This window comes from Streptomyces ziwulingensis, assembly GCF_039542605.1.
GTDB classification, from domain to species: domain Bacteria; phylum Actinomycetota; class Actinomycetes; order Streptomycetales; family Streptomycetaceae; genus Streptomyces; species Streptomyces ziwulingensis.
Window position 1 is genome coordinate 115,447 of sequence record NZ_BAABIG010000025.1, and the last position, 19,010, is coordinate 134,456.

General features: G+C 72.7%; 19 protein-coding genes. 9 read left to right on the forward strand and 10 right to left on the reverse strand.

Annotation, left to right across the window (positions count from 1 at the left end):
* Nucleotides 1–37 precede the first annotated feature (37 nt).
* From ABEB00_RS15340 to ABEB00_RS15355, 4 genes are all read left to right on the forward strand, one after another.
* The gene (locus ABEB00_RS15340) at nucleotides 38–880 is read left to right on the forward strand and encodes a Sua5/YciO/YrdC/YwlC family protein (protein ID WP_345620169.1); all 843 of its coding nucleotides are present in this window, start codon (nucleotides 38–40) and stop codon (nucleotides 878–880) included.
* Between the two features lie 275 nt (nucleotides 881–1,155).
* Nucleotides 1,156–2,352, forward strand: a complete 1,197-nt coding sequence (locus ABEB00_RS15345; RefSeq protein ID WP_345620171.1) for a cytochrome P450 family protein — start codon at nucleotides 1,156–1,158, stop codon at nucleotides 2,350–2,352.
* An 88-nt stretch (nucleotides 2,353–2,440) separates the two neighbouring features.
* A complete protein-coding gene (locus tag ABEB00_RS15350; RefSeq protein ID WP_345620172.1) occupies nucleotides 2,441–2,671 on the forward strand; it encodes a hypervirulence associated TUDOR domain-containing protein in 231 nt (76 codons plus the stop codon).
* Nucleotides 2,672–2,678: 7 nt separating this feature from the next.
* A complete protein-coding gene (locus tag ABEB00_RS15355) occupies nucleotides 2,679–3,029 on the forward strand; it encodes a DUF3140 domain-containing protein (protein ID WP_345620173.1) in 351 nt (116 codons plus the stop codon).
* Between the two features lie 71 nt (nucleotides 3,030–3,100).
* Here ABEB00_RS15355 and ABEB00_RS15360 read toward each other — a convergent pair whose 3' ends face one another.
* On the reverse strand, nucleotides 3,101–4,201 hold the full coding sequence (locus ABEB00_RS15360; protein WP_345620175.1) for an AI-2E family transporter: 1,101 nt from the start codon (nucleotides 4,199–4,201) through the stop codon (nucleotides 3,101–3,103).
* Between the two features lie 133 nt (nucleotides 4,202–4,334).
* On the opposite strand from ABEB00_RS15360, the gene ABEB00_RS15365 reads away from it, so the two are divergent.
* Both ABEB00_RS15365 and ABEB00_RS15370 read left to right on the forward strand, forming a co-directional pair.
* Nucleotides 4,335–4,802, forward strand: a complete 468-nt coding sequence (locus ABEB00_RS15365; RefSeq protein ID WP_345620176.1) for a DUF4334 domain-containing protein — start codon at nucleotides 4,335–4,337, stop codon at nucleotides 4,800–4,802.
* Between the two features lie 92 nt (nucleotides 4,803–4,894).
* Nucleotides 4,895–5,989, forward strand: coding sequence for a zinc-binding dehydrogenase (locus ABEB00_RS15370; RefSeq protein WP_345620178.1), 1,095 nt, complete (start codon nucleotides 4,895–4,897; stop codon nucleotides 5,987–5,989).
* A 9-nt stretch (nucleotides 5,990–5,998) separates the two neighbouring features.
* Here the strand turns inward: ABEB00_RS15370 and ABEB00_RS15375 are convergent, their stop codons facing one another.
* The 4 genes from ABEB00_RS15375 to ABEB00_RS15390 all read right to left on the reverse strand — a co-directional run bounded on the left by ABEB00_RS15375 (nucleotide 5,999) and on the right by ABEB00_RS15390 (nucleotide 9,653).
* Entirely contained in the window at nucleotides 5,999–6,421 is a 423-nt protein-coding gene (locus ABEB00_RS15375; protein WP_345620179.1) for a DUF6003 family protein, read from the reverse strand.
* A 207-nt stretch (nucleotides 6,422–6,628) separates the two neighbouring features.
* Nucleotides 6,629–7,207: a Dps family protein gene (locus ABEB00_RS15380; protein ID WP_345620180.1), complete on the reverse strand. Its 579-nt coding sequence runs from the start codon at nucleotides 7,205–7,207 to the stop codon at nucleotides 6,629–6,631.
* Nucleotides 7,208–7,425: 218 nt separating this feature from the next.
* Nucleotides 7,426–8,397, reverse strand: coding sequence for an alpha/beta hydrolase (locus tag ABEB00_RS15385; protein ID WP_345620181.1), 972 nt, complete (start codon nucleotides 8,395–8,397; stop codon nucleotides 7,426–7,428).
* A gap of 257 nt (nucleotides 8,398–8,654) precedes the next feature.
* A complete protein-coding gene (locus tag ABEB00_RS15390) occupies nucleotides 8,655–9,653 on the reverse strand; it encodes an AraC-like ligand-binding domain-containing protein (RefSeq protein WP_345620182.1) in 999 nt (332 codons plus the stop codon).
* Between the two features lie 508 nt (nucleotides 9,654–10,161).
* On the opposite strand from ABEB00_RS15390, the gene ABEB00_RS15395 reads away from it, so the two are divergent.
* The 3 genes from ABEB00_RS15395 (at nucleotide 10,162) to ABEB00_RS15405 (ending at nucleotide 14,985) form a co-directional block, all read left to right on the forward strand.
* Nucleotides 10,162–11,736 carry a pectate lyase family protein gene (locus ABEB00_RS15395; protein ID WP_345620183.1) on the forward strand — a complete coding sequence of 525 codons (1,575 nt, stop codon included), beginning with the start codon at nucleotides 10,162–10,164 and terminating at the stop codon, nucleotides 11,734–11,736.
* A gap of 665 nt (nucleotides 11,737–12,401) precedes the next feature.
* Nucleotides 12,402–13,664: an acyl-CoA dehydrogenase family protein gene (locus tag ABEB00_RS15400; RefSeq protein ID WP_345620184.1), complete on the forward strand. Its 1,263-nt coding sequence runs from the start codon at nucleotides 12,402–12,404 to the stop codon at nucleotides 13,662–13,664.
* A 433-nt stretch (nucleotides 13,665–14,097) separates the two neighbouring features.
* The gene (locus tag ABEB00_RS15405; RefSeq protein WP_345620185.1) at nucleotides 14,098–14,985 is read left to right on the forward strand and encodes a glutathione S-transferase C-terminal domain-containing protein; all 888 of its coding nucleotides are present in this window, start codon (nucleotides 14,098–14,100) and stop codon (nucleotides 14,983–14,985) included.
* A gap of 102 nt (nucleotides 14,986–15,087) precedes the next feature.
* Here the strand turns inward: ABEB00_RS15405 and ABEB00_RS15410 are convergent, their stop codons facing one another.
* The 5 genes from ABEB00_RS15410 to ABEB00_RS15430 form a co-directional block, all read right to left on the reverse strand.
* Nucleotides 15,088–15,990 (reverse strand): ABC transporter permease, encoded by a 903-nt coding sequence (locus tag ABEB00_RS15410; RefSeq protein ID WP_345620186.1) that lies wholly within the window; start codon nucleotides 15,988–15,990, stop codon nucleotides 15,088–15,090.
* Entirely contained in the window at nucleotides 15,977–16,774 is a 798-nt protein-coding gene (locus tag ABEB00_RS15415; protein ID WP_345620187.1) for an ABC transporter ATP-binding protein, read from the reverse strand. Before ABEB00_RS15415 ends, ABEB00_RS15410 begins: the two co-directional genes overlap by 14 nt.
* A 42-nt stretch (nucleotides 16,775–16,816) precedes the next feature.
* Entirely contained in the window at nucleotides 16,817–17,920 is a 1,104-nt protein-coding gene (locus ABEB00_RS15420; protein ID WP_345620188.1) for an ABC transporter substrate-binding protein, read from the reverse strand.
* A gap of 285 nt (nucleotides 17,921–18,205) precedes the next feature.
* Complete coding sequence (locus tag ABEB00_RS15425) at nucleotides 18,206–18,307, reverse strand: putative leader peptide (RefSeq protein WP_345620190.1); 102 nt, start codon at nucleotides 18,305–18,307, stop codon at nucleotides 18,206–18,208.
* Nucleotides 18,308–18,448: 141 nt separating this feature from the next.
* A complete protein-coding gene (locus ABEB00_RS15430) occupies nucleotides 18,449–18,907 on the reverse strand; it encodes an RrF2 family transcriptional regulator (RefSeq protein ID WP_345620191.1) in 459 nt (152 codons plus the stop codon).
* Between the last annotated feature and the right edge of the window lie 103 nt (nucleotides 18,908–19,010).

Below are 19,010 nucleotides of genomic sequence, written 5' to 3' on the forward strand. Positions count from 1 at the left end.
GACCGACCCGGCCCCGGACCCGACGACGTACGACCCGATGACGTACAGCCCGCGGTACGACATCACGACGTACGGCACCACGACGTACGACGAGACACAGAGCGCGGCGGGCGATCCGCGCGCTCCCCAGTTCCCGGAGCCCTGCATGACGGCGAATTCCCGCGAAACCGGCACCCGCCCCGGCCCCGGTCCCAGCCCTGGTCCCGGCCCGGTGACCCGCGCCCCGGCCACCCTCGGCCAGGCACGGGACGTCCTCGCCGCGGGCGGGGCGGTGGTCCTGCCCAACCCGGCGCCCCTGACCCACGTCGTCACCGCCACCGGCGCGACCGCCGTGAACCGGGCGAAGGGCCGGCCGGCGGATCAGCCGGTGGCCCTGTGGGCTCATGACCCCGAAACGCTGCGCGTCCTCGAACCCGTGTGGGACCTCGGACCCGACGGCCGCGCGCTCGCCCGGCGCCTGCTGTCCGAGGAGCACCTCACGGTGCTGCTGCCGCTGCGGGCCGGCGCGCGGCGCCCGCACTGGACCGGCCCGGCCGCCAAGGACGGCTGGATGCTGCTGTTCGGCGCCCGCTGGCAGCCGGTGCGCCCGCTGCTGGAGGACCACCCGGTGCTCTACGTCAGCAGCGCCAACCGCACCGGCCGGCCCCCGGCGGCCACCACCGACGAGGCGCTGACCATGTTCCCGGCCGCGGTGCCGGTGCTCGCCGCACCGCACCCGGAGGACGCCCGGGAAGACGCCCGCCCGTCGGTTCCGCGCCGCGCGACCACGACCGTACGGCTGCACCCCGACGGCCGTCCGACCCTGCACCGCCCCGGCGCGCAGGACGCGCCGTACGCCCGTCCCGAGGAGTACCTGGACCGGCTGCGCACCGGCGCCTGAGCGGCGGGCCGGGCGGCGGAGGCGACAAGGCCGGGGACCGCCCGTCTGCCCCACACCACCCTGACCGACAGTTGGGTCGGCTTCCTCCTCTACCGCGTCGTTTTCACCGGACAGGTGCCGGCCGAGGAGGAGATCGCGGCGCTGATGGACGTCCTGCCCTTCGTCCGCGGCTGAACCGCTCGAACACCGGGCCGGACCGGGTCCCTCTGGACCGGCGGCGGACGGGCCACCATGCTGAGAGGTCGTAACCGACCTTCTGCTGAGGTGGCCACCGCATGACTCACGTCGACCTCGCCGCGCTGGGTGAGTCGTTCACCCGGGACCCGTACCCGGTCTACGCCCGCTTACGGTCCCAGGGCCCGGTGCACCGCATCCGGATGCCGGAGGGAAACGCCGAAGCCTGGCTCGTCGTCGGCTACGAGGCCGGGCGCGCCGCACTGGCCGACCCCCGCCTCTCCAAGGACTGGAGCAAGGCATCACCGGATCTGGTGCTCCGCCCGCCCTCCGCCGGCCCGCACATGCTCAGGGTCGACCCGCCCCACCACACCCGGCTGCGCAAACTGGTCGCCCGCGAGTTCACCCCGCGCCGGGTGGCGGAACTCGTGCCGCGCGTCCAGAAGACCACCGACGAGCTGATCGACGCCCTGCTCGACGCCCCGGACGGGCGCGCGGACCTGGTCGAGGCGCTCTCCTTCCCCCTGCCGATCTCCGTCATCTGCGACCTCCTCGGCGTCCCCGACCTGGACCGTACGTCCTTCCGGGGCTGGTCGAACGAGGCGCTGACCGCCACCGACCAGGCCGACCGCACGGCCGCCGCGACGGCCCTGGCCGGCTACCTCGCGGAACTGGTCGACGACAAACGGCACCACCCCGGCGACGACCTCATGAGCGCCCTGATCCACGGTTCGGACGAGGACGGCGACGGACTCGGTCCCGGGGAACTGCTCGGCATGGCCTGGCTGCTCCTCATCGCCGGCCACGAGACCACCGTCAACCTGATCTCCAACGGCGTGCTCGCCCTGCTCACCCATCCGGACCAGCTCGCCGCCCTGCGCGCCGACCTGTCCCGCACGGAACGGGCGGTCGAGGAGATGCTCCGCTACGACGGCCCGGTGGAGACTCCGACGTACCGCTTCACCACCGAACCGCTCACCCTGGCCGGCACCGAGATCCCCGGCGGCGGCGAACTCGTCCTCGTCGCCCTGGCCGACGCCAACCGGGACCCGGCGCGCTTCCCGGCACCCGACCGCTTCGACCTCACCAGGGACGCCCGCGGCCACGTCGCCTTCGGACACGGCATCCACTACTGCCTGGGCGCGCCGCTGGCCCGCCTGGAGGCCCGGATCGCCGTGCGGACGCTGCTGGAACGCTGCGGCGGCCTGGCCCTGGACATCCACCCGGCGGCGATCACCTGGCGCCCCGGCATGCTGATCCGCGGCCCGTACAGCCTGCCCGTCCGGGTCGGACCGTAGGACCGCCGCCGCGCGTGCGCGACGGACCCGGCGCCCCCACGCTGGAAGGGCAGGCGACCGAGAGCGGTCCGGTACGAGGGAGTACGGCATGGGCAGGAACCGGGACGAGGACGAGCGGCTGAAGAAGGGCGACAAGGTCGCCTGGAGCAGCCACGGCAGCGAGACCGAGGGCAAGGTGGAGAAGAAGATCACCGAGCGGACCGAGGCGGCCGGCCGCACGGTGGACGCCTCCTCGGACGAACCGCAGTACGAGGTGCGCAGCGACAAGTCGGGCCGGTCCGCCGTGCACAAGCCGTCCGCGCTCAAGAAGAAGAAGTGAGCCGGGCGTGGCCGGCGAGAAGCACGGCGGGCCGCAGGAGCGGCGCGAGACCTGGCACGACTTCCATGAGCTGGTGAACATGGAACCGGCCGACCTGGAGAAGTGGCTGGGCTCCGAGCGGTCCCGGGACGCCGGGCAGCACAAGGACGGGGGCGAGTCGACCGGGCACGCCGCCGGCCGCCGCATCGTGGAGATCCTGCGGACCGCCGAGAGCGACCTCACCGACGACGACTACGGCCACATGCGCAAGGTCGTCGGATACATGCGCCGGCACCTCGCCCAGCGGCCGTCGGGCGACGTCCGCGACACCAAGTGGCGCCACTCGCTGATGAACTGGGGCCACGACCCGTCGGCGTGACCCCCGTCGGGGCCGGCCTGGCCCCGCCCTCCGGCCCCGGCGCCCGACCGGGGAGCGTGGCCGCGTCCGGTTCACCCGGGCGCGGCCGTCTCCGCCTCGGGCTCCCGCGGCGGGTCGCTGAGCTGCTCGCGCACGTAGTTCCAGACCACCGCGATCAGCGCGGCGACCGGTACGGCCAGCAGGCTGCCCACGATGCCGGCCAGGCTGCCGCCGAGCGTGACCGCGAGCAGGATCACGGCGGCGTGCAGGCCCAGACCCCGGCTCTGCACGATGGGCTGGAAGACGTTGCCCTCCAGTTGCTGCACCACGACGATGATCGCCAGGGTGATCAGCGCGTCGGTGAGGCCGTTGGAGACCAGCGCGATGAGGACCGCGACGAAACCGGCGAAGAGCGCGCCCACGATGGGCACGAACGCGGAGACGAACGTCAGTACTGCCAGGGGCAGCACCAGCGGCACCCCGAGGATCCACAGGCCGAGCCCGATGAAGACGGCGTCGAGCAGTCCCACGAGCGCCTGGGAGCGGACGAAGGACCCGAGGGTGTTCCAGGAACGCGCGACCAGGACCGGGACGTCCTTGGCGAGCCGGCCGGGGAGCTGCCGGGTGAGCCACGGCAGGAACCGCGGTCCGTCCTTCAGGAAGAAGAACATCAGGAAGAGCGCGAGGACCGCCGTGACCAGACCGTTGACGACGGTGCCCACCCCGGTGGCGACGGCGTCCACCACACTGCCCACACTGTTCTGGACGCGGGCCATCCCGGAGTCCACGGCGCCGGTGATCTGATCGTCACCTATGTTCAGCGGCGGCCCCGCCGCCCACTCGCGCAGCTTCTGGATGCCTTCGCCGACCCCGTCGGTCAGCTCGTCGGTCTGCGAGGCCATGGGGACCGCGATCAGCGCCACGATGCCCGCCGCGACCAGCAGGAACACCACCGTCACCAGGGACGCGGCCAGCGCCGCCGGCCACCCGCGCCGCCGCAGGAAGCGGGCCAGGGGCCAGGTCAGTGTGGTGAGGAGCAGACCGACGACCAGCGGCCACACCACGGACCACATCCGGCCCAGCAGCCACAGGGACACTGCGAGCAGCGCGAGGATGAGCAGCAGATCGACGGAGACGCGCGCCGTGGTGCGCAGCGCGGCGCGGGTTCGCGCGGAACTCAACGTGGCAGACATGGGGGTCACCCTATGGGTACCCCCGGCGGGCGCGTCGCGCGTGATCCCTGCTCTCCCTGGCGCCCGGAGAGACGTTGATACATACTTCGGTTGTTTGTATCTAGATCTCGATCTCGGTGGTGGAGGAGAGCGGATGGACATCGACGAGGCGCGGAGCCGGTTCGCGCGGCTGCGAAGCAGGAGCGACCTCGTACCGGCGGACGAACTCGACGCCGTCTGGGCCGCGTTGCCGACCGTCCGGGTCGAGGAGATCCTCGGCGCGTGGCAGGGCAGCGGATTCGACACCGGGCACCCCCTCCACCAGCGGCTTGAGACCTCCGGCTGGTACGGCAAGACCTTCCTCGCGGCCGATGACGCCAAGCCGATGATCATGCGCGCGCAGGACGGCCGGCTGTACTCGGACACCGCACTCGGCAAGGGCGAGGCCAGCCTCTGGATGGTCGAGTTCCGGGGCGAGGTGACCGCCACCATGGTCTACGACGGCCAGCCCGTCCTCGACCACTTCAAGGCGGTCGACGACCGCACCCTCCTGGGCATCATGAACGGCAAGGGCATCCGCGCCGAGGGCCCCTTCTTCTACTTCCTCCTCGACCGCGTCTGACCGAGACCGCGTCTGACCGACACCGCGTCCGAACGAGACCGCGTCCGAGCCGAACCGGGCACGGCACCCGACGGAAGGGAAGGAGCCCGATCGTGAGAGCCGCGGTGGTGGACGCGCCCGGCGGCGGGTTCGTCGTCCAGGACGTCGACCTCGCCCGGCCCGTGGGCCGGGAGGTGCTGGTGGAGGTGCGGGCGTCGGGCCTCTGCCACACCGACCTCACCCTCGCCGCCCGAGCCGCTCCGCCCTTCGAGCCGCCGGTGGTCCTCGGTCACGAGATCGCCGGTGTCGTCGCCGCCGTCGGCCCGTACGCGACCGAGTTCGCGGTAGGCGACCACGTCGTGGGCTGTCTCGTGCAGTGGTGCGGCGCCTGCCCGGACTGCGCCGACGGCCGGACGTACCAGTGCGCCCGCCCCGGCGCCACGCTGCGCGGTGCCGGGCCGGACGGTCCACGGCTCAGCCGGGCGGGCAGCCCCGTCACCCAGGGAATGGGGCTCGGCGGGTTCGCCGCCCGCGCGCTGGTCCACGAGAACCAGTTGACCGGCGTCCCCCGCCGGCTCCCCTTCGCCCCCGCCGCCCTGCTGGGGTGCGGGGTGCTGACCGGCGCGGGCTCGGTGTTCAACGGGGCACGCGTCCGGCCGGGGGAGAGCGTGGCCGTGATCGGCGTCGGAGGCGTCGGACTCAACGCGGTCGGCGCGGCGCGGATCGCCGGGGCGGCCCGGATCGTCGCGGTCGACGTGGCGGACGGCACCCTGCGGCGGGCGCGTGCCTTCGGCGCCACCGACGTGGTCAACTCCGCGCGCACGGACGCCGCCGCGGCCGTCCGCGAGCTGACCGGCGGCGGCGTGCGGCACGCCTTCGACATCGTCGGGGTGGCGGCCACCACGGAACAGGCGCTGCGCATGACCGCCCTCGGCGGCGCCGTGCACGTGGTGGGGCTGGCGGCGAGCGGGGGAGAGCTGAGCCTCTCCCTGCCGCGGCTGCTGCTGCGGCAGCAGCGGATCCAGGGCCTGATCATGGGCTCCGGAAACCCGCGGCGCGACATCCCCCGCTACGCCGGCCTCTACCTACGGGGGGACCTGAACCTCGACGACCTGGTGTCCCGGCGGATCGGCCTGGACGAGATCGACGCCGGATACGCCGCCCTCCGGGACCCCGAGGTCGCCCGGGTCGTCATCACGTCGTTCTGAAGTCTCCGGTCAGCGGGCGGCGGCCCGGACCTCCGCCAGGTCCACGCCCGTCAGTTCGGCGATGCGGTACGCCGGCACACCCGCGGCGAGCGCCCGGGTGAGCAGGCCGTCCCGGCCCTGGGCGGCCGTGCGGTAGGTCATCAGCTCCGCCTCCAGGTCGGCGACGCCACGGGGCGCGGACGCGTTGTGCAGCAGGCTCAGTTCCTCGTCGCCGAGCGGCACGGGCAGGCGCTCGACGTCCTCGGGAATGGCCGCGGTCTCCTCCGGGGTCACCAGACGCAGCTTCGGGGAGGACGCCGCGGCCCCCTGCGCGTCGAGCCAGGCGCGCACCGCCGGCGTGTCCATGCACGCCGGCGTGCCGACGGAGGCGGGCGGCACGCCGAGCGTGCCGGTGGTGTCGTTCAGCAGGATCAGGTAGGCGTCATCGGTCATTCTCGGTTCCTCACACGGCGCCGGCTAAGTGAGAACCCTTCTACCCCGGACGGCCACTCTCATCGCGCATCACGGCGGGTGAAGCGGTGCGCGAAACACCCCACCAGGCGTACGCGCGCACAGTCAGCGCGTACCTGTCCGGTGCGCGCCGCCGGACACGGGCTGGCAGACCCCTGCTGTCGGACACCTGCTGCCGGGCACGCGTTGTCAGGCGCGCACCAGCGGCGTGTCGACCAGGTGCTCGGCGAGGAACCACGCCTGGAGTTCGCCGGTCCTGATCACCTGCGAGACCAGCAGGTCGTTGGTGCCGTCGTCGCCCAGCTCGACGGTGCGGGCGGCGGCGTCATGGGCCTCCACGAGGATGGTCTCGTGCGCCTCCAGCAGGCGGGAGAGCATCGCCGGGACCTCCTCCACACCGTCCGGCGGACGCGGGATCGAGGTGATCTCGGCGACGTGCCGGGGGTCGCCCACCGCGACGCCGCCCAGGGACTGGACCCGCTCGGCGATGGTGTCGACCAGTTCGAGCTGCTCGCCGGCGTGCTTGTCCAGCACCAGGTGGAGCTGGTAGAAGGTCGCGCCGCGCATCAGCCAGTGGTGCTTCTTGTACAGGCCGTAGAGGATCTGCGTGTCCGCCAGGACCTTGTTCAGCCGCTGGCAGGAGTACATCCGCGCCTCGTAGGACAGGCCGAGCGGGAACTGCTTCACCGTCCCGAACTCCTGGATCACCTCGCCCTTCTGGTGCAGCCAGGGCTGGCTGCCGCTCACGTGGTTCGAGCCGCTGGTCATGGTCCGCCTCCTGCGATGCCGGGTGCTGCTTGCCCGGCGACGCTACGCGCGGACCGCGCGGCCCCGTTGCTCCCCAGCGCATACCCTGCTGCCCGACAGCGCACAGGGCCCGGCGGCGGCCCGGCGCCTGGCAGCGCGCAGCCGCGCGGACCGCCCCGAAGGGCGGTCCGCGCGGCTGGGGTCGTGCTTGCCGGGGTACGGACGAGAACGCGGTCGCGTCAGCCGGCGTGCAGGGCGGTGCGCAGGGTGGCGACGGCCTGGTTGATGGCGGCCTCGGCGGCGTGCGTCTCACGCAGGGCGTTGAGCATGACGAAGTCGTGGATGACGCCCTGGTAGCGGACGGCGGTCACGGGGACACCGGCCTCGCGGAGCTTGGCGGCGTACGCCTCGCCCTCGTCGCGCAGGACGTCGGCCTCACCGGTGATGACGAGGGCCGGGGGCAGGCCGGTGAGCTGCTCGGTGGTGGCGCGCAGCGGCGAGGCGGTGATCTGGGCGCGCTCGTCCGCGTCGGTCGTGTACTGGTCCCAGAACCACTGCATGCCGTCGCGGCGCAGGAAGTAGCCGGTGGCGAACTGGTGGTAGGACGCGGTGTCGAAGCTCGCGTCGGTGACCGGGTAGAAGAGGACCTGCTGGACGAGGGAGACGTCGCCGCGCTCCTTGGCCATCAGGGTGAGGGCGGCGCTCATGTTGCCGCCGACGGAGTCACCGGCGACGGCGAGGCGGGTGGCGTCCAGGCCCTTGGCGGCACCTTCCGCGACGATCCACCGGGCGACCGCGTAGTTCTGCTCGATGGCGACCGGGTAACGGGCCTCGGGGGAGAGGTCGTACTCGGGGAAGACGACGGCGGCGTTCACGCCGACGGCGAGTTCGCGCACGAGACGGTCGTGGGTGTGGGCGTTGCCGAAGACCCAGCCGGCGCCGTGGATGTAGAGGACGACCGGGAGGACGCCCTCGGCCCCGGCGGGCTTGACTATCCGGGCGCGCACGGAGCCGGTCGGGCCGCCGGAGACGGTGATCCACTCCTCGTCGACGTCCGGCTTGGCGATCTCGCCGGACTGCACCTCGTCGACGGCCTTGCGGCCCTCGGCCGGGGCGAGGTCGAACAGGTAGGGCGGGTTCGCGGTGGCCTCGGCGAACGCCTTCGCGGCGGGCTCCAGTACCGGCTGGACCGGCTCGAACTTCTCCGACATGGCAAGCTCCTGACATCTCATGGTTAGCCGGTGTCTCCGGCGCAACGGCGGCCGGCGGACCATCGGTCGGCGGCCGCCGTCGACCTCCAGGCTAAAAAACCTGGGGCCGGGCTCTTGACCACCCGTGCACCGGCTCTGCCCCCACGGTGCACGGAACGCCCGAGGCGGTGGCGGAGCCGGGCGCGACGGGTGTGCGGGGCGGTGGTGCCCGCGCTCTCCCGGCGCCCGCCACTCGTGACGACAGGCCCGGCCCGCCCTCACACCTGTGCCGGCACCCGGTCCCCGTCCGGCGCGCCGGACGTCACGGCCGGGCCGCCCGCCTGCCAGTCACGGGGGGAGACACCGTAGGCCGCACGGAAGACGCGACTGAAGTGGCTCGGGCTGACGAAACCCCAGCGCCGGGCGACGGCCGCCACCCCGACCCGCGCGGCGGGCGCCCGGGTCAGATCCCGGCGGCACCGCTCCAGGCGCTGCGACTTGATCCACTCGCCGGCGGTGACCCCTTCCAGCTCGAACAGCTTGTGCACGTAGCGGACCGACAGGAAGTGCGCCGCGGCGATGCCCGACGGGGACAGGCCGGGATCGGAGAGGTTGCGCAGGATGTGGTCCTTGACCCGCGCGAGCATGGCGGCGGCGGCCTCCGGCGCCTGCGGGGCGAGCCGGCCGCACCGCTCGTCGAGCAGCAGGGCCAGCAGGTCCAGCGCGGTCGCGGCGAACTCGCGCCCCACCGTCTCGCCGAGCACCGCCGCCTCGGCCGCCATCCGGGCCAGATACGTCGCGACAAGTGCCCCGCTGCCGCCCTGGCCGCTGAACGTCGTCGCGGTCAGCGCCCGCAGGTCCTCCTCACGTACCCGCAGATCCTCCCGGGGGAAGTGGAAGGAGGTGAAGACGAAGTCCCGCTCCAGCTTCTTGCGGAACGGCCGGGCGGCGTCGGAGAGGGAGAACTCGCCGGGGCTCACCAGGGTGGCGCGGCCGTCCTGCTCCTTCAGCGCGGTGCCGCGCTGCTGGAGGGTGAGGATGAGGTAGCGCCGGTCGTCGCGGGCGATGAGCCGCTTGCTGCGGGTCGTCGTCTGCGGCCCGGCCTGGACCCGGGTCACCTGGAGTGCGCCGAGCCGCCGGCTCGCGATCAGCCCCGGTGACGGCTCCTTCTCCAGGAGCCGCACGTCGAGGGGCACGAAGGTGCGGGACACCACCTCCTGCCAGCGCTCGGTCCGGTCGGGCGCGGGCAGCTCGGCGGTGGAAAGGACGACGGACACGGCTTCCTCCCGGGCATGGTCCCCATGGGTTCCCCGGCACGACCCGGGGCCTGTCCGACAGACCCCGGTGGGCCCCGGGCGCCGGGGGTCGGTCGGCGCGCCGGCGCCTGAACCGGACAGGACGATGTCATCACCGCGGGCCCCGCCGGTCCAGGAAGAATCGGAGGAAGAATACGGGACCTCCCCGCCGGGCCCGACGCGGCCGCGAGCCGGGACCCGCGCTCGACGCTTGCCGGGAGCCCCGCGCTCGACGCGAGCCGTACCCACGGAGGGGGCCCGGCTGCCCACGGGCAGGTGCCCGGCTGCCGGTCATCCGCGATCATCCATGATCATCTGCGCGTGCTCGTCCGCACCGCGAGTTCATATGTGTGGTTACGGTTCAGACTCTTGCCAGTCATGTAACCGTCATCCTATTCTCCGAACGCAGAAAGCGCTTTCTCGCACCAGGCACCTCGGGCACCTCACGATCACGCACATCGGCATGCGAAGAGGAAAAGGCGAGGCGAGGATGAGACGACGAGTCGCAGTGCGACTGTATGCGGCGCTGGCCACCATGGCTGTGGCGACCGCGACCGGCGCGGTGCTGACGGCAGCGCCGCAGGCGTCGGCCGCGAGCACCGGCGCCACCGGTTACGCGACGCAGAACGGCGGAACCACCGGCGGCGCGGGCGGACAGACCGTGCGGGCCACCACCGGAACCGCGATCCACCAGGCCCTGTGCTCCAGGGCGAGCAGCAGCACCCCGATCACCATCGAGGTCGAGGGGACCGTCAACCACGGCAACACCGCCAAGGTGTCCGGCGGTAGCTGCAACACCGCCGCCGGGGTGATCGAGCTGAAGCAGATCAGCAACGTCACCCTCGTCGGCGTGGGCGGCGGCGCCGTCTTCGACCAACTCGGCATTCACATCCGTGAGTCGAGCAACATCATCATCCAGAACGTGACCGTCCGGAACGTGAAGAAGTCGGGCTCGCCCACTTCCAACGGCGGCGACGCCATCGGCATGGAGAGCGACGTCCGCAACGTCTGGGTCGACCACGCCACCCTGGAGGCGTCAGGAGGTGAGTCGGAGGGGTTCGACGGCCTCTTCGACATGAAGGACAACACCCAGTACGTGACCCTGTCCTACAGCACTCTGCGCAATTCCGGCCGCGGCGGCCTCATCGGCTCCAGCGAGAGCGACGTCTCCAACGGCTATGTCACCTTCCACCACAACCTGTACGAGAACATCGACTCCCGCGCCCCGCTGCTGCGCGGCGGTGTGGCCCACATCTACAACAACCACTACGTGAGCCTCAACGAGTCCGGCATCAACTCCCGCGCCGGTGCCCGTGCCAAGGTGGACAACAACTACTTCGAGGACTCCAAGGACGTCCTGGGCACGTTCTACACGGACGCGGCCGGCTCCTGGCAGGTCAGCGGCAACATCTTCGACAACGTCACCTGGTCGAGCCCCGGCGAGGACAACAACCCGGCCGGCCCGGACCCGCGGTCCACCACCACGGTGAGCATCCCCTACCCGTACACCCTCGACCGCGCCGACTGCGTCCCCGACGTCGTCGGCCGGACCGCGGGCGCGGGCACCGGACTGAAGGTGTCGGACGGCAACTGCACACCGCAGACGCCCGACCCCACCGACCCCACGGACCCGACCGATCCCACCGACCCGACCGATCCCACCGACCCGACCGATCCCACGGACCCGACCGAGCCCGGCGGGACCAACCTGAGCCTCGGGGCCGGTGCCGACGGCTCCAGCAAGGCGAGCGGCACCAGCTACGGCAACGTGCGCGACGGTGACCTCAGTACCTACTGGTCGCCCGCCGGGACGACGGGCTCCGTGTCGGTGAAGTGGGGCTCCGCCACCTCCGTCTCCAGCGCCGTCGTCAGGGAGACTCCGGGCGCCGCGGGCCGCATCGGCTCCTGGCGGCTCCTCAACGCCGACACCGGGGCCGTCCTGGCCTCCGGCAGCGGCGCCGGCACCGTCACCTTCGCCCGGACGTCGCTGAAGAAGCTCACCTTCGAGATCACCGGCGCCGCGGGCACCCCGCAGGTGGCCGAGTTCGAGACGTACGCCGGATAGCGGCGCGCGGACCCGAGGCGCCTAGGGCGTGTTTCGAAAGTCCCGTCTGCCGGGCGACGCCTGGCACGCGCCCTCGCCGCGTTGTCGGGGTCGCCCCGATACCACCAGTATCGGGGCGACCCTCCGCCTTGCGAGCGCACGCACCAGACGCCGCCCGGCCTGCCCTTCGGGCGGACGACGCTACTTTCGAAACACGCCCTAGCCGCCCCCGCACGGAGCGCGGCCATGTCCCGACCCGGGACATGGCCGCGCTCCGTGCGGCGCGAACTGGTCGCGGCCGGCCGGAAGTCGAGGCCGCCGCGGCCTGCGGAGGAGTGGATCCGGACGTGTTGTCTATTATCCCTACCGGATTTATAGGAAATCATTGACGTGGGAGTACCGGGATGAGGAGGATGGAACGCATGTCCACTACGCAGCAGCCTCGTGTGCGCCGGCGGCATGCCGTTCCCTGTCGCGCCACCGCCCCCTCCCGTCGCCCGTAGGTCAGCGGTCGACGCAGCGACGCGCGCCCTTCCTCCACCCCTCTCCCGGGTGCGCCCCCGCCCGGCCGCCCGGCATCCCGAGGACACCGACATGACCACCCCCCACCGTCCGGGACCCCGCCGCCCGGCCGCCTCTCCCTCCGGCACGCCCGCCCGGAACCGCCCGACGAGAGGGGAATCGACATGACGCTGACGGACCTGATCCCGGACGAGAAGCTGAGCCGCCCCCGCTGGCCCCGGGTCGCCCGCGAGGTCGCCGACGACCTGGCCACCGACGCCGTCGCCCGCGACCAGGCCGGCAAACCCCCGTTCGACGAGGTCGCCCGGCTGCGCGAGGCGGGACTCCTGACGCTGCTGATCCCCGCCGAGCAGGGCGGCGCGGGCGCCGACTGGTCCACGGCCTACGCCGTCGTCCGGGAGATCGCCGCCGCCGACGGCGCCATCGGCCAACTGCTCGGCAGCCACTACGTCCTGTCCTGGACCGCCCGCTTCTTCGCCGGGGACGACCTCGCCGCCCGGATCGCCCGGCGGTCCGCGGCCGGCCAGTGGTGCTGGGGCGGGGGCTTCGCCGCCCACCAGTCGCCGCTGCGGCTGACCCCGGACCCGGCCGGGGGCTACCTGCTCAACGGGCGCCAGGACAGCGTGCCGGGCGTCCGGACCGCCGACCGGCTGGTGCTGCGCGCCGCCCTGGCCGACACCGGCGAACCGCTGGCCGTCCTCGTCGACCCCGCCCGCCCCGGCGTCGCGGGCGGCGACGACGGGGACGCCTTCGGCCAGCGGCTGTCCGGCGGCGGCAGCGTCGAGTTCGACGCCGTACCCGTCGCCGAGGACGAGGTCCTGGGGTCGCTCTCGCTGGACGAGGGCGCGCTGCCGCCCTTCGCGGGACTGGCCGCCGCCACCGCCCGCCTGGTCTCCGCCCAGCTCTGTCTCGGGATCGCCGAGGGGGCGCTCGCTGAGACCCGCGAGTATGCCAGGGTCCGCGAGTACACCGACCCGCGCGACCACGCCGCCACCCGCGGCCAGAGCGCGGGCGACCTCGCCTGGCGGGGCCCCTGGCCGGACTCCCCGCCCCCGGACCCGTACGTGCTGATCACCTACGGGGAACTCACCGTCGACACCCTCGCGGCGTCCGCCCTCGCCGACCGGGCGGTGGCCGCCCTCGACGCCGGACTGGCCCGCGGCGCCGACCTCACCGACGACGAGTGCGCCGAGGTCTGCGTCCTCGCCACCGCCGCCGAGGCCGCCGCGGCCCGCGCCGCCCACGACGTCACGACCCGCACCCTGGACGTCATCGGCCCCGGCGCCGCCTCCTCGCGCCACGGCTTCGACCGCTTCTGGCGCAACGCGCGCACCCACACACTCCACCACCCCGTCGCCCACCGCCTGCGCGACGTGGGGGACTACTTCCTGAGCGGTGCCCACCCGCCCTTCACCCTGCCGGCCTGAACCGCCGCGCCCACGACGCGCAACCGGTGGGTGACGGCCCCCTTGACGGCGCCCGGAAGCTGATCGACACTCCGGAGAGAACCCTAGTGAAACGGTAGGGAACATGGGGCGCCGACGGCGGGTGGAGCAGTGCGCGAGCGGCACGCCGCGCCCGCCGCTGCTTCTGACGTCCCGTCGCCACATCGACCTGCTGCGTGTCTGCAGCGCGGTGAGCCCTCCGCGCTGAGCCGCCGGCGCCTCCTCCCGGCGCCGCGCCGCCCTCCCGCCCCCCGGTGCGCGCCGACGCCGCCGCGCCCGTCACCCGCGCACCGCCCCGCTCGACGCCGGCCGCCGGATGCCCGCGAGACCGGACATCCGAGGGACCGGACACCCGAGAGACCGGATGACGAAGAGACCGGACACCGAAGAAAATCGATCCGTTCCAGGGAGACACATGTCCGCAACACCGCTGTCAGCCGTGCCCCGCACCCCGTCGCTGCCCCCGTTCCGCGACCGGATCGGCCGCGATGCCCGCAGTGGCCACTACGCCGTCCCCCACCGCTACCGCCTGCACCTCTCCCTGTCCTGCCCCGACTGTCTGGGTATCGCCGTCACCCACAGCCTGCTCGGCCTGGACGACATCCTCCCGCTGACCCTGCTGCCCGCCGTCCCCGACGAGGCCGACGGCGGCCACTCGGCGCTGCGCCCGCTGTACGAGGCCAGTTCCCACCGGTACGCCGGACCGGCGCTCGCCCCCGTGCTCAGCGACACCTGGACCGGACGCGTCGTCAGCACCCACACCCCCGACATCCTGCGCGACCTGGCCCGCCGCTTCGGCGGGGAGTGCGGCCCGGACCTGTACCCGCGCGGCGCGCAGGACGAGATCGAGGCCGTGCACCGCCTGTGCGCCCACGGGATCAACGACGCGGCCCAGACCGCGGGCCGGGCCGACACCGACGCCGCCACCCGCGCGGAGGCGCTCGGCTCGCTGCTGCGCGTGCTGCACTCCCTGGAGTGGCGGCTCGCCGCCCAGCCGTACCTCGTCGGCGACGGACCGACCGCCGCGGACGTACGGCTGTGGGTGACGCTGGTACGGCTGGACACGGTGCACCGCTGGCACCTGGACGCCGACGCCGTGCACCGGATCGCCGCCCATCCGCACCTGTGGGCGTACGCGCGCCGCCTTGGCGCCCACCCCGCCTTCGGACGCCACCTCGACCTCGACGGCATCGCCCGCCGGCACCACGCGCAGTGCCGCGGTCTGGAGGCGGCGGGAGCGGCGGTGCACATCCTGGACTGGTCGGCCCACGCCCCCGGCGAGATCACCGCCCCGGCCGGCTGAGCACCGGCCGCCGCACACACAGCGGCGCCGGCGGCACGGAGGCGGGTGAAGCCTCCGTACCGCCGGCGTCGGCGTCCCGGTGGGTTCCGCGTCCCGGTGGACTCAGCGGGTGACCAGCAGGCCCCGGCCGCGCAGCACCCGCCGCTCCAGCGGAGAGAAGATCAGCAGGTCGATGGCGATGCCCACGACCAGGATCAGCAGGATGGCCAGGAAGACCTGGGACATGCTGGAGTTGTTCCGGCCGTTCTCCAGCAACTGGCCCAGCCCGATGCCCAGATCGGGCGAGGACGCGATGATCTCGGCGGCCATCAGCGACCGCCAGGAGAACGCCCAGCCCTGCTTCAGACCCGCGAGATAGCCGGGCAGCGCGGCCGGCATGACGATGTGCCAGGCCCCGCGCCAGCCGGTCGCCCCCAGCGTCCGGCCCGCGCGCAGGTACAGCGGCGGGATCTGGTCGACGCCGGCCACCAGCCCGTTGGCGATGGACGGCACGGCGCCGAGCAGGATCACCGCGTACATCATGCTGTCGTTCAGGCCCAGCCAGATCACCGCGGGCGGCACCCACGCCACCGACGGCAAGGACTGCAGCCCGGACAGGATCGGCCCGATGGCGGCCCGGACGAACGCCACCCGGGCGACGAGCAGGCCGAGCGGGGTGCCGACGGCCAGCGCCGCCAGGAAGCCCAGCAGACCGCGCGAGACGGAGGTCCAGACGTACTCCAGCAGGGTGCCCCGCAGCCATGCGTCGGCGACCTCGTCCCACACCGAGCCCGGCGAGGGCAGCTTGTAGGCGGGGGCGACCTCCGCCCACACCAGCACCTGCCACACGATCAGGACCAGTGCGACGGCGCTGACCGGCGGCAGCACCTTGTGCACCAGGGTGCGGTGCCAGGGAGTACGGCCCACCTGCACCGTGTCCAGTGCGTCGAGCCCGGCCTCCAGCCCCGCCAGATCCTGCGTGTCGTCGTGCTTGGACGGCGTAGGCCCGGTGTCAGTTGCGGCCATGGCGGCGGATCTCCCCCCGTAGTTCCTCGGTGATCTCGGCGGACAGCACGGCGACCGCGGTGTCCTCGGTCCGGCGCGGCTGCTCGATGCCGACCGTCCAGGTCCGGGCTATCCGCCCCGGCCGGGAGGAGAGCAGCACCACCCGCTGCGCCAGCCGGACCGCCTCGCGCACGTTGTGCGTGACGAACAGCACCGACACACCGGTCTCGTGCCAGATACGGGTCAGTTCCTCGTGCAGCACGTCCCGGGTGATGGCGTCGAGCGCCGCGAACGGCTCGTCCATCAGCAGCAGCCTGCTGTCCTGGGCCAGCGCCCGGGCCAGCGCGACCCGCTGGCGCATACCGCCGGAGAGTTCGTGGACCCGCTTGCCGTACGCCCCCTCCAGCCGGACCAGCGCGAGCAGCCGCTCCGCCTCCGGCCGGCGCTCGGGCCCCGGCACTCCGCGCAGCCTGAGCGCGAGTTCGATGTTCTTGCCCGCCGTCAGCCAGGGGAACAGGGCGTGTTCCTGGAACATCAGGGCGGGCCGGCCGGACGTGCTGATCGAACCGGCCGACGGCGAGTCGAGACCCGCCACCAGGTTGAGCAAGGTGGACTTGCCGCACCCGGAAGCCCCCAGGAGGGTGACGAACTCGCCCGGCGCGACATCGAGAGTGATGTCGTCCAGTACGAGCTGCCGTCCACCCGGGGTCCCCGGGGCGGGGAAGGATTTCGAGACGTGCTCGACACGGGCGGCGTGCGTCACGGCCGTGGCGCCCTCGGCGGCACTGGCGGTCGCGATGGTCATGTGGTCGTCACCTCCTGGGAACCTCGTACGGTGGTGCTGTCGTCACTCGACGCCGAGACCGGCGTCGTCGACCTCTTCCGCACCCTCGGCCTTCAGCACCTCGTTGAGCGGCGCGAGGTCGTAGATGCCCTTCAGGTCGGGCTTCTCCAGCAGACCGGCCTGTACGGCGTGGTCCGCCTGGGAGTCGAGGGTCGAGGCCAGCGGGTCGTCCAGGAACGCGATCGACTTCCACGCCGGGTCGAGGACCTCGGCCGGCAGCGCCTTGCCGGACAGCTCCTCCAGCGCCTTGTTGGCGGACGCCTTGGCCTCGTCCGGGTTGGCGTTGATCCACTTGTTGGTCTTCACCGAGCCGCGCAGCACCGCCTCGACGACGTCCGGGTGCTCCTTCAGGAACGACTGCGACACGATGATGTTGGTGATCACGAACTTCTTGTCCGGCCACAGGTCGGACTCGTCGAGCAGCACCTTGCCGCCCTCGGCGACCAGCTTGGACGCGGTGGGCTCCGGGACCCAGGCGCCGTCGACGGAACCGGACTTGTAGGCGTCGGGGGTGACCTTGTTGTCGGTGCGGACGACGGAGACGTCACCCTTGCCGCTCTGCGCGTCGACCTTCCAGCCCTGCTCCGCGATCCAGTTCAGGAAGGCGACGTCCTGGGTGTTGCCGAGCTGCGGAGTGGCGATCTTCTTGCCCTTGAGGTCCGCCTCGGACTTGATCTTCTCCGGGTTGACGACGAGCTTCACACCGCCGGAGGCCGAACCGCTGATGATCCGCAGGTTCTTCCCGTCCGACTTGGCGTAGCCGTTGATGGCGGGGGAGGGGCCGATCCAGCCGATGTCTATGGAACCGGAGTTGAGCGCCTCGATCTCCGACGGACCCGCGTTGAAGGTCGACGCCTTGATGGTGGTGCCGCCCAGCTCCTTCTGCAGCAGCCCCTCCTGGACGCCCACGAGCGCGGTCGCGTGGGTGAGGTTGGGGAAGTAACCGATCTTCACCTCGTCCGCGGAGAGCTTCTCGGCGCCCGCGGCGACCTTGTCCTGCTTGCCGTCGTCGTCGGACTCGGAGCCGTAGCCGCAGGCCGTCAGCAGGAGGGGAAGGGCCGCGACGGCGGCGAGGGTGCGCAGGGTGAACGGTCTGGCGGCAGACACGGGAGTGTCCTTTCGGAGATATGGGCGATCTGAGCGGTGCGTGGCGTACGGGTTCGCGGAGCCGCGTGCGGCGGACCTCCGGGCGACCGCGCGGACCCGCGCGGCCGCCGGCGGGCGGTCGGTGGTCGGCAGCGGGGCGGCCGGTGGCCGGTGGAGAGCCGCCGTCACGGCGGCGTGCGCGATACGGCGACCCGCGGCGGTACGACGACGTGAGTGGTACGGCGGCGCGTGGGGCGGCGACGGACGCGGGCGCGGCGACGGACCTCGGCGCGGTGTTGGCCGGTGTCAGACCGGCCGACAGACGGCGCTGGCCGTGCGGACGAGATCGATGTGCCGGCGCGAGGTCAGGACGGGCAGCGACCTGCTCGCACTGCTGGACGTGCCCATGGTCCCCCCTCCGCGATCCCTAGCTTTCCCACCGGGTTGCTAGGGATCGTGGCAGAAAGAGACCCCATCCCCAAGGGGTTGTTCACATAGTGGGCGGACGCGTCTCATTTGCCGGGATGCCCGGTGGCTGGGACGGGTCTGTCAGGGGTTGGTCCAGGCGTCCGGCGTATCGGCCAGCGCGACCACCCCGGCGGGCAGCCGGGCGGACGCGACATCGGCGAGGCTGACACCGTCGAGGATCTCGCGGACGTTGGAGCGCAGTGCGATCCACAGCGGGAGGAGCGACCGGGCGGGTCCGTCGTAGGACAGTTCCGGCGGGCGCACCCCGCGCACCGAGACCAGCGGACCGTCCACGATGCGGATGACGTCGGCGACGGAGATGGACTCCGCCGCCCTGGCCAGGCGGTAGCCGCCGTTGCCGCCGCGCTGGCTCACCACCAGTCCGCCCCGGCGCATGTCGTTCAGAATGCCTTCCAGGAACTTGTGGGGGATGTCCTGGGCGGCGGCGATGGCCTCGGCCTTGACCGGACCCTCGTCTCCTGACGCGGCGAGTTGCAACGCGGCGCGTACCGCGTAGTCCGCCCTGGCTGAGATCCGCATACGCGCATTATCCCGTACGTCCGGGGCCGCGTTGCCCCTGGCGGCGGGACCGGCGCGCGGGTGCGCGCGACGGTCCCGGCCGGTGCCGCACACCGGTCCCGGC